Origin of the sequence: Demequina sp. (genome assembly GCA_024707205.1) — a bacterium.
Taxonomy (GTDB): Bacteria; Actinomycetota; Actinomycetes; order Actinomycetales; family Demequinaceae; genus Demequina.
This window is the reverse complement of the sequence record JANQAD010000001.1, coordinates 83889-93292: the sequence shown is the minus strand read 5'-3', so window position 1 is coordinate 93292 and position 9404 is coordinate 83889. Positions and strand designations below refer to the sequence as shown.

Sequence of the window (9404 nt, the reverse complement as noted above, 5' to 3'; positions counted from 1 at the left end):
GTCGGGCAGAGATGGCGATTACGGACGCCGCGAAGTCAACCGTCTCCGCTCTTCAGGCCGTGCTCACGAAGGCGAAGCCAAGCGCGGTGCCCCCAGTGTCCGTTCGGCGTGACGAACGGGAGGCCGAGCGCCGCAAGGCGAAGCGCAGGCGCCGCGCGATCGTGTGGGGCAGGCGCGCGGCGTACGTTGTCGCCGCGGCGGTCGCGGTGTGGCTCGTGCTGCTGTCGCCGCTGTTCGCGCTCGACCCGGCCAACGTCAAGGTCTCCGGCTACGGCACCGTCGTGGACCCCAAGGCGGTCGAGGCCGTGATCGAGGGCGAGTCCGGCACATCGCTCGCGATGCTCTCCGTGGGACACGTGGCGAGCGCGCTCAAGGACATTCCTGGCGTGCGGGAGGCGCACGTTGAGCGCTCGTGGCCGGACGGGCTCGTCATCACCCTCGTGTCTCGGGAGCCGGTGGCGGCGGTGCCGTCGGCGACCGGCGGGTACGACCTCGTCGATGACCAGGGGATTCAGGTGGGACGCGCCTCACGGCCTCCCAGGGGCTGCCGACGCTCGACGTCCCGGCGGGAGACGAGCGAGTGCTGCAGTCTGCCCTTGGCGTCATCAACTCGCTGCCGGCCGAGCTCAGCGCACGGGTCACCGCGATCTCGGCGGCCACGGAGGACTCGGTGAGCTTCCGCCTGAGCAAGGGGCCGCTGGTCGAATGGGGGAGCGCGGAGGATTCGAAGCTCAAGGGCAAGGTGCTGATGGCGCTCCTAGAGTCGAAGGCCGCGAGCAAGGCCGACGTCATTGACGTCTCGGCCCCCACACTCCCCATCACCAAGAACAACTGAGGGCGGCCGCCTCGCTCACTTGGGGCGCGCGGTCACCGTGTTGCTCGCGGGGGAGCTGCCGGCCTTGTTCACCGCAACCACCTTGAACCAGTATTTCTTGCCCTTTGTCAGGCCCGTCACCGTGGTCGCGCGAGTGGTCACCGTCTTGACGAGGGTGAAGGTCTTTCCGTTTGTCGAGCGATAGACCCGATACCCGCTGATAACGCCGCCACCGTTCGAGGAGGGTGCGGCCCACGAGAGCGCGACGCTCTTGGTCTTTGCCGTCGCCTTCAGCGATCGCGGGGCACTCGCCTTGGTGCACGGAATCGCGGTGACCACGGACGCGGCGGAGGAGCCGACGCTGTTGAGCGCGACCACCCGGAACCAGTACTTCTTGCCGTTCGTAAGGCCCGTGGCGGTGTACGAGCGCGCCGTGGTGGTCTTGACGGTGGTCCACGCAGTGCCGTTGGTTGAGCGCTGCACCCGGTATCCGGTGATCGCCTTCCCGCCATCACCCGACGGCGCGGTCCAGGTCAGCTTGACGGCCTTGTTCGCTGGGGTCGCCTTGAGACTGCGAGGGGCCGACGGCGCCGACACCGGGATCGTGACGGGGTCGCTGAGGAGTGACTCGCCGTAGTATCCGGAAGCGCTTGCTTCGATGCCCACCCAGATCCGATGGCCCGCCTGGGCAGGGGTGGGGGTGAAGGTGGCGCCCGTCGCACCTGGGATGGGCGCGTTGGTGCCGGAGGAGTCGAGTTCCCAGTACCACTGGTACGCGAAACTGGTGCTGGCGGGGAGCCAACCCGCGAGGTCAACCGAAAGCGGGGAGCCCACCTTGGGCGTTCCCGTGACAGTAGGCGCCACGGGGGTCATGTGCTGGATGCAGAACACGGGGTAGTCCGCGGTGCCCGTGATCTCCGCGGTGGAGAAGGCGGGGTGGCCCCAGCTCTGCTTGGCGGTGATGGTGTCCCCGCACATGTCGGCGGTGACCGTGAGGGGGTTGCCGGCGCCGATCACGTGGCCGTCGCCGTCGTACCAGGTCACGTCGCTTTGGGCCGTGCTTTCGATGTCGGAGGACAGGTCGAGCATGGGCATGCAGTCGACCTCCGGTCCGTTCTTCGCGTACTTGCCGTGCCAGGGGCTCGCCCACAGCTGATATCCCACCATCGGGGTCAGGGGGAGAGCACAGGACTTGGCTGCCCCAGCCCACGTTCCAGCCCGGATCCGCCGAGAAGACGTGCAGGTTTCCCGTGAGCGCTGGGGCAGCGCCTATCACCACCGGGTCCGATGTGACCGTGACTGGGGTCCAGTAGCTATCGAAGGGGCCGTTCCCGTCTGGCGTCGCGGTGACCGTGACCACGGCGGTCTTTCCCGCGCTGTCAGAGGGCATGTGGAGGTACCACAAGGAGGGCCATCCGCCCTCGTATGCCACCTCGCCGTCGATCTTCAGGGTCACATCGAGGTTGAGGGTGCAGTCGCAGATCCAGCGACCTGCGAGGGTGCCCCAGCGCGTTGCGACCACGGAGAGGCGCTGGCCGGCGTCGAGGTAGGCGTCGCGGCCCGCAACGGGAGTTCCGCCTTCGGTGAGGCTCAGCCACTCGGGGCCGCCGACCTGCTGCGTGGGTGGGATGCACTCGTTGACCACCGGGATGCTGCCGGTGTGGACGAGCACCCATCCATCCGCGGCCGTGTAGCCGATCAACTCGATCCCCACGCTGGTCACGGGGGCGCTCTCCGTTCCATCACCGACGCCGAGCGTCCAGGAGGAGGTGACGGAGCCGTCTTCGTTCTCCACACCGTCGTTGTGCGGGCCGGCTCCGGAGCCGCCGACGCTGTAGCCCACGCCATCCGTCGCCGGGTTGCCGTACGTGAGGATCACGCGGTAGTCGCCGATGTCGTAGTTGTCATCGATCGAGGCGACGGTGGTTTTGAAGACGAAGTCTCCCGAGGTCGGGCCGGCCTGTTCGCCAAGAACCCAGTCGCCGTCCTCGAGCACCGGCCAGTCCAGGCACCGCACGTGAGCGTCCTGGACCGTCAGCGTGGCGTCATAGATGGGGTCCACATCTGCGATCGCGGGGGTCGCCACGGCGATGGTCGACGCCGTGATGGCGAGCAGTGTTGCGGCCACTGTGCCGCGCTGGAAGCTCCGCATGATGGCCCCCTTCGGGCGGCTCGGATATCGGTTGCCCTACGCACGCTAGGCGCGCGGACGCGCGGTGTCAGTCTCACGGGGGTCTCAGCCGGAGGGCGGCTGGCCCGCAGCCAGGGGATCGCCGCGACACGCCCGCCGAATACGCCGATAACTCGCCGCGCGGCCGTACCGTCATCGCAGGACAGCTTGACATAACTATAACGCTCAAGTTGAACGTTAAGGTTGAAAGGGAACCCACCATGGCCGCACCGCAGAACTACATCACCGCGATCAAGGTCGTCGGCGTGGGCGGGGGCGGCGTGAACGCCGTCAACCGCATGATCGACGTCGGCCTCAAGGGCGCGGAGTTCATCGCGATCAACACCGACGCCCAGGCGCTGCTGATGTCGGATGCCGACGTCAAGCTCGACATCGGCCGCGAGCTCACTCGCGGCCTCGGCGCGGGAGCGGACCCAGAGGTGGGCCGCAAGGCCGCAGAGGACCACGAGGACGAGATCGCCGACGCTCTGCGCGGCGCCGACATGGTCTTCGTGACCGCGGGAGAGGGCGGCGGCACCGGCACCGGCGGTGCGCCCGTCGTGGCTCGAATCGCCCGCGCGCTCGGCGCGCTCACGGTTGGCGTGGTCACCCGCCCGTTCGGCTTCGAGGGCCGACGCCGCGCAGACCAGGCGCAGGCCGGCATCGAGAAGCTGCGCGAAGAGGTCGACACGCTCATCGTGATCCCGAACGATCGCCTGCTGTCGATCGCGGACGCGAAGCTCTCCGTGCTGGGCGCCTTCGCGGCCGCGGACCAGGTGCTTCAGGGCGGCGTCCAGGGCATCACCGACCTCATCACCACCCCCGGACTCATCAACGTCGACTTCAACGACGTGAAGTCCGTCATGAAGGGCGCGGGCACCGCGCTCATGGGCGTCAGCTCCGCTCGTGGAGAGTCGCGTGCGCTCGAGGCCGCTGAGGGCGCGATCGCATCGCCGCTGCTCGAGGCCTCGATCGAGGGCGCTCACGGCGTGCTGCTGTCGATCGCCGGTGGCTCGAACCTTGGTATCAAGGAGGTCGAGAACGCCGCGCGGCTCGTGCGCGAGGCCGCGCACCCGGAGGCGAACATCATCTTCGGCACCGTCATCGACGACGCTCTCGGCGACGAGCTGCGGATCACGGTCATCGCGGCCGGCTTCGACGGCGGGGCGCCCACCACGCGCAAGCACGAGGGCGCGCTCGGCACGTTCGAGGGAGCGGGCCCCGCCCCCTCGGCGGACGAGCTGGAGCCCGTTGTGGCTCCCACCGAGACCAGCACGGTGCCGCAGGCCGGCACGGTTCCGCAGGCGGTCGAGGCGGACGTCGACACCGACGCGATCGACATCTCCCAGACCCGCACCACGCGCGACACGCTCGACGTTCCTGAGTTCCTCCGCTGATTGACAGCGGGCGGTGATCGACGCCGGGCTGCCCGTCCGGGCGTTCTTCACCGCTCGCGACGGCGGCACGAGTCCGGCGCCGTACGAGTCCCTGAACCTCGCCACCCACGTCGGTGACGAGCCGGGTCGAGTCGCCGCCAACCGCGCCGCGGTGGCGGAGGCGGCGGGCGCACCGGTTGCCTTCATCGTGCCCGAGCACGGCGTGCGCGTGCACTTCGTTTCCGACGCCACCGCGCCGGTTCCGGTGGCCGACGTTCTGGTCACCGACATCCCCGGCGTCGCCCTCGCGACCCTCGCGGCCGACTGTGTCCCGCTGCTTCTTCACGACGGCGCCACCGGCGCCGTCGCTGCGGCCCATGTGGGCCGCAGGGGACTGTGGTCCGGCGCAGTCGACGCCGCCTTTGCCGCCCTGCTCGACCTTCGCCCCGCGAGGGCGAGCCGAGCGCTGATCTGGGGAAGCGTCGGGCCTGCTATCTGCGGAAAATGCTATGAGGTGCCGCTCGACATGCGGCGCGAGGTCGCAGCCCGCCACCCCGTGGCGCTGAGCACGACGACCTGGGCTACGCCCGCGCTCGATATCCCGAGGGCGGTTGAGACGCGACTCGACGAGCTGGGCGCGGGCGAGGTGGTGCGTCAACGCTCGTGCACCTTTGAGGACGAGCGCTTCTTCTCGCACCGGAGGGACGGCGTGACGGGCAGGCAAGGGGGAGTCGTGGTCTGCGGAGTGCCACGGAGCGGCGAGAACGGCGTGTCGCTCCTGGGTGGGGCGCAACCCGCGCCGTAGCGTTGACGGTGACAGCGGCGCACAGGCGCCGTGGTACGTGATTGGGGACAACATGAGCGCGATTCGCAAGGCGGCCCAGTACCTGGGATTCGACGTCGCCGACAGCGAGGACTACGGGTACGAACAGGACGAGCTCGCGCCCGTGACGAACATCCATGACGTCTCGGAGGTGCGCGCGAAGAGCAGGCACTCGCACGGCGCCACGTCGCCGTCCGCGACCCCGGACCTGCGTCGCATTCAGACGATCAAGCCGCGCAGCTACAACGACGCCCGCCTCATCGGCGAGGCGTTCCGCGTGGGCGTGCCCGTGATCATGAACCTCACCGAGATGAGCGACGCCGACGCCAAGCGCCTCGTCGACTTCTCAGCCGGCCTCTCCTTTGGGCTTAAGGGATCCATCGAGCGTGTCACCACGTCCGTCTTCCTCCTGTCGCCCGCCCACGTGGAGATTGGCGTGGACGAGGAGCCTCAGCGCCCCGACCACGCGTTCTACAACCAGGCGTGACCCGGCGCGTCTGCGCCCCCGTCGCATCCCGGTAGGCTCGCGGGGTGTCCTTGGTGATCGATTTGGCGCGCACCGTGCTCTTCATCTTCATGCTGCTGCTGTTGGCGCGCGTTGTGCTGTCGCTCGTGATCGCGGTGTCGCGAGACTGGCATCCGAAGGGAGCCGGCCTAGTGGTCACCGAAGGGGTGTTCACCGTCACGGATCCGCCCCTCAAACTGCTGCGGCGGCTCATCCCTCCCATCACCATCGGACAGATTCGGCTTGACCTCGCGTTCATCATCCTTTTTTTCGCGGTGTCGTTCCTGTGGCAGATGCTCCCGTACGTGGGCTGAACGCCTCAAGTGCGTGCCGATAGGGATGTAGGTAAAGTGAAACCAGAGATTGGCACGTGGTCGCAAGGCCGCGGAGGCGGTGCAAGCGGAAAGAGGTAGGAAATGGCTCTGCTCTCAGCGGAAGACGTTCTCAACAAGGCGTTCTCCAAGACGAAGTACCGCGAAGGCTTCGACCAGGACGAGGTCGACGACTTCCTCGACGAGGTCGCGAACACGATCGCGCAGCTCACCGCCGAGCGTGACGAACTTGCCGCTCGCGTGGCCAATGGCGGCGGAGTCGCCGCGCCCGTCGTCGAGACTCCTCCCGTCACGTCCGCAGGCGGCGTTCCCGGCACTACGGGTCTGCTCGCGGCGGCGACGGAGCCAGGTGGGGCCAACCCCACCGGAATGCTCGCGATGGCACAGAAGCTTCACGACGAGTACGTGCAGGCCGGCGAGGCCGAGCGCGACCGCATCATCGACGCGGCCAACACCGCGGCCGACGAGATCCGCGAGCGTGCCGACGGCGACGCCAAGGCCCGCATGGACGCTCTCGCAGGCGAGCGCGCCGACCTTGAGGCGCGCATCGACGACCTTCGCCGGTTCGAGCGTGACTACCGCGCCCGGCTCAAGGCGTACCTGGAAAATCTGCTGGGAGACCTCGACCACAGCGGCGTTCCCGGTGCCGCGGGCGCGGCGGCAGGCTTCGCGGCCGCTGACCTTCCCGCCGAGGACGCTCCGGCCGGAGAGTCGACGCCCGACGGCTACCTCGTCGAGGATGTCGTCGTCGCCGACGTCTACGAGAGCGAGGACGGCGAGAGCGAGATCGTGGTGGTCGAGGAGTACGAGACCGCGACGCCCGTATCTTTCGAAGACGCGATCAACGGCTACTCCGAGAACCAGTCGGCCGGCGAGCCCGCGGTCGAGGCCGCAGAGCAGGCCGAAGGCGGAGCCGAGCAGGCGGGGCAGCAGCCCGCGACGTTCGAGCCGGGTCCGGAGGCCGCCGCCGACGCGACCCCGGCCGTTCCGGCGTACGACGCAAGCCAGTCGTGGGAGTCGCAGCTCGCTCCCCAGACCGATGGCGCAGAGGCAGCACCCGCCGCGAACCCGTTCGCGCCGGTCACGCAGCCCTGGGAGTCGCAGGAGGGCACTGAAGGCGCCGAGGGCCAGCCCGACGTCGCGCCCGAGGAGGAGAACCCCGCCCCCTACACGCCGCCGTCGAGCCGCATGTTCAACGACCTGTACGGCCAGCAGCGCCCGGAGCAGGGTCAGTGACTTTCCGCTAGTAGTGAAGCGCCGCGTCCCGATGGGCGCGGCGCTTTGCTTTGCCCCCACAAACCGGACTAGTCTCACTCCACTAGTCGCACTAACGGCTGCCGAGAGAAGGACGACTCATGACCAGCACCGATGTGACCACCATTGTGGTGGACCCCGCCGACCTCAAGGCGGCGGACGTGAAGAAGCTGGCCGTCCGCGACGGCGACGAGCCGTGGAAGGTCGCGGAGCTGCGCGACATCGTGAAGACCCTCAACTCCGACGTCGAGCGCCTCGTGGCCGAGTTCCAGGCCACCGAGAATGAGCTCGATGACCTCCTCCACACATCCGACGGGGCCGGCGACGACCAGGCCGACGCCGGGGCCACCGCGCTCGAGCGCGAGCAGGAGATGTCGATCGTCAACAACACGCGCGAGATGCTCGAGCAGTCCGTGGACGCGCTGCGCCGCATCAAGGCGGGCACGTTCGGGGCGTGCCAGGTGTGCGGCAACGGCATCGGCAAGGCTCGCCTGCAGGCGTTCCCGCGCGCCACGCACTGCGTCACCTGCAAGCAGCGCGAGGAGCGCCGTTGACCTGGCGACCAGCCCTGTGGTTGGTCGCTCTTGGCGTTGTGGTCGTAGACCAAGTCTCGAAGCAATGGGCCATCAATTCGCTTGAGCCCGGTCAGGTGCACGAGCTCCTTGGCCGCTGGCTCTCGATCGAGTTGGTCCGCAACCCCGGTGCCGCGCTGTCGCTCGGCGACGCGCACACGTGGCTCATCACGGCCATCGGCATCGCCGTAAGCGTCGGCATCATCGTCTACGCCCGGCGCGCCCAGACCACGCTCGCCGTGTGGCTCTTCGGCATCGGCCTTGGCGGCGCGCTCTCGAACCTCATCGACCGCCTCTTCCGCGCCCCCGGCTTTGGCCAGGGCCACGTGGTGGACATGATCAACTACAACGGCTGGTTCGTCGGCAACATCGCGGACATCGCGATCGTCGGCGCGGCCGTGGCGTTCGCCGTGCTCGCGGCCCTTGGCGTGAGGCTGCTGGAACCCAAGGACGAGGCGCCGCAGCCAGCTGAGCCGGCAACAGCGTCGGGCGACGGTGCCTGACACCCGTCACCTTCCCGTGCCCGACGCTCTGGTTGGGGAGCGCGCGGACGTCGCCTTGGCGCGCATGCTTGGCCTCTCGCGCACGCGCGCGGCCGAGCTCGCGGACCTTGGGCTGGTCACGCAGGGGCTCTCTTCACTTGGCAAGGGCGACCGGCTCGCGGATGGCATCGTCACCGTTGAGCTGCCCGACGCTCGCGCGGCAGTGCCCGAGCCTCCCGTTCCCGGCGGGTTGCGGGTGGTCTACGAGGACGCCGACGTGGCCGTGGTGGACAAGCCAGTTGGCGTGGCGGCGCATGCGTCCCCGGGCTGGACGGGGCCAACCGTGGTGGGGGCGCTTGCCGCCGCGGGAGTCACGCTTGCCTCGTCGGGGGCTGCCGAGCGGCAGGGGATCGTGCACCGGCTGGACGTGGGGACTTCGGGGCTGATGGTGGTCGCGAAGTCCGAGGCCGCGTACTCGGTGCTCAAGCGCGCCTTCAAGGAGCGCACGGTGGAGAAGATCTACCACGCGGTGGCGCAGGGCCACCTGGACCCCACTGCGGGGACGATCGACGCGCCGATTGGGCGGCATCCGTCGTCCGACTATAAGTTCGCGGTGGTCGAGGGCGGGCGACCGTCCGTCACGCACTACGAGGTGCTGGAGATGTTCCCCGCGGCGTCTCTCGTCGAGATCCACCTGGAGACGGGCCGCACCCACCAGATTCGCGTCCACATGGCCGCGATGCGACACGTGCTGGCCGGCGACCTCACGTACGGGGCGGACCCGGTGCTCGCGCAGCGCTTGGGTCTCACGCGCCAGTGGCTGCACGCGCGCGAGCTCGCCTTCGAGCACCCCACGCGCGGGGGAGAGGTGCGGGTCGTGTCCGAGTACCCGGATGACCTCGCCGCGGCGCTGGAGATCCTCCGCGGCTGAGCCCGCACTCCCACCCTCCCGAATGGGCTCTCAGTGTCACGAAACTCGAGCTTGGTGACCCTCAGCATCCATTTCACGGAGGAGGGGAGCTGCGCTCGGCGCCAGGCATGCTCCGCACCCACCTCGCGCCCACGTGAGAACCTGT

11 protein-coding genes and 1 pseudogene are annotated in these 9404 nt (G+C 68.9%); 10 read left to right on the top strand and 2 right to left on the bottom strand.

Translation table 11 applies throughout. The features are described 5' to 3' along the window. The first annotated feature begins 11 nt into the window (after positions 1-11). Both NVV57_00480 and NVV57_00475 read left to right on the top strand, forming a co-directional pair. Positions 12-431 (top strand): annotated as a pseudogene (locus NVV57_00480) (FtsQ-type POTRA domain-containing protein). 113 nt (positions 432-544) lie between these two features. Beyond that, positions 545-835: a cell division protein FtsQ/DivIB gene (locus tag NVV57_00475; protein MCR6711237.1), complete on the top strand. Its 291-nt coding sequence runs from the start codon at positions 545-547 to the stop codon at positions 833-835. A gap of 15 nt (positions 836-850) precedes the next feature. On the opposite strand, the gene NVV57_00470 is transcribed toward NVV57_00475, so the two are convergent. Together NVV57_00470 and NVV57_00465 are read right to left on the bottom strand one after the other, a co-directional pair. Then, positions 851-1687, bottom strand: a complete 837-nt coding sequence (locus NVV57_00470) for a fibronectin type III domain-containing protein (protein MCR6711236.1) — start codon at positions 1685-1687, stop codon at positions 851-853. After that, on the bottom strand, positions 1626-2966 hold the full coding sequence (locus tag NVV57_00465) for a hypothetical protein (protein ID MCR6711235.1): 1341 nt from the start codon (positions 2964-2966) through the stop codon (positions 1626-1628). Before NVV57_00465 ends, NVV57_00470 begins: the two co-directional genes overlap by 62 nt. 239 nt (positions 2967-3205) lie before the next feature. On the opposite strand from NVV57_00465, the gene ftsZ reads away from it, so the two are divergent. The 8 genes from ftsZ (at position 3206) to NVV57_00425 (ending at position 9259) form a co-directional block, all read left to right on the top strand. Continuing rightward, positions 3206-4381, top strand: coding sequence for a cell division protein FtsZ (gene ftsZ, locus NVV57_00460; protein ID MCR6711234.1), 1176 nt, complete (start codon positions 3206-3208; stop codon positions 4379-4381). Between the two features lie 13 nt (positions 4382-4394). After that, entirely contained in the window at positions 4395-5165 is a 771-nt protein-coding gene (locus NVV57_00455) for a polyphenol oxidase family protein (protein ID MCR6711233.1), read from the top strand. A gap of 52 nt (positions 5166-5217) precedes the next feature. Further along, the gene (locus NVV57_00450; GenBank protein MCR6711232.1) at positions 5218-5670 is read left to right on the top strand and encodes a cell division protein SepF; all 453 of its coding nucleotides are present in this window, start codon (positions 5218-5220) and stop codon (positions 5668-5670) included. 44 nt (positions 5671-5714) lie between these two features. Further along, on the top strand, positions 5715-6002 hold the full coding sequence (locus tag NVV57_00445) for a YggT family protein (GenBank protein MCR6711231.1): 288 nt from the start codon (positions 5715-5717) through the stop codon (positions 6000-6002). Positions 6003-6104: 102 nt separating this feature from the next. Next, on the top strand, positions 6105-7256 hold the full coding sequence (locus NVV57_00440) for a DivIVA domain-containing protein (protein MCR6711230.1): 1152 nt from the start codon (positions 6105-6107) through the stop codon (positions 7254-7256). A 119-nt stretch (positions 7257-7375) separates the two neighbouring features. Next, positions 7376-7828 (top strand): TraR/DksA C4-type zinc finger protein, encoded by a 453-nt coding sequence (locus tag NVV57_00435; protein MCR6711229.1) that lies wholly within the window; start codon positions 7376-7378, stop codon positions 7826-7828. Then, on the top strand, positions 7825-8349 hold the full coding sequence (gene lspA / locus NVV57_00430) for a signal peptidase II (GenBank protein MCR6711228.1): 525 nt from the start codon (positions 7825-7827) through the stop codon (positions 8347-8349). The genes NVV57_00435 and lspA overlap by 4 nt, the downstream gene beginning before the upstream one ends. Then, positions 8342-9259, top strand: a complete 918-nt coding sequence (locus NVV57_00425) for an RluA family pseudouridine synthase (GenBank protein ID MCR6711227.1) — start codon at positions 8342-8344, stop codon at positions 9257-9259. The genes lspA and NVV57_00425 overlap by 8 nt, the downstream gene beginning before the upstream one ends. The last annotated feature ends 145 nt before the right edge of the window (positions 9260-9404 follow it).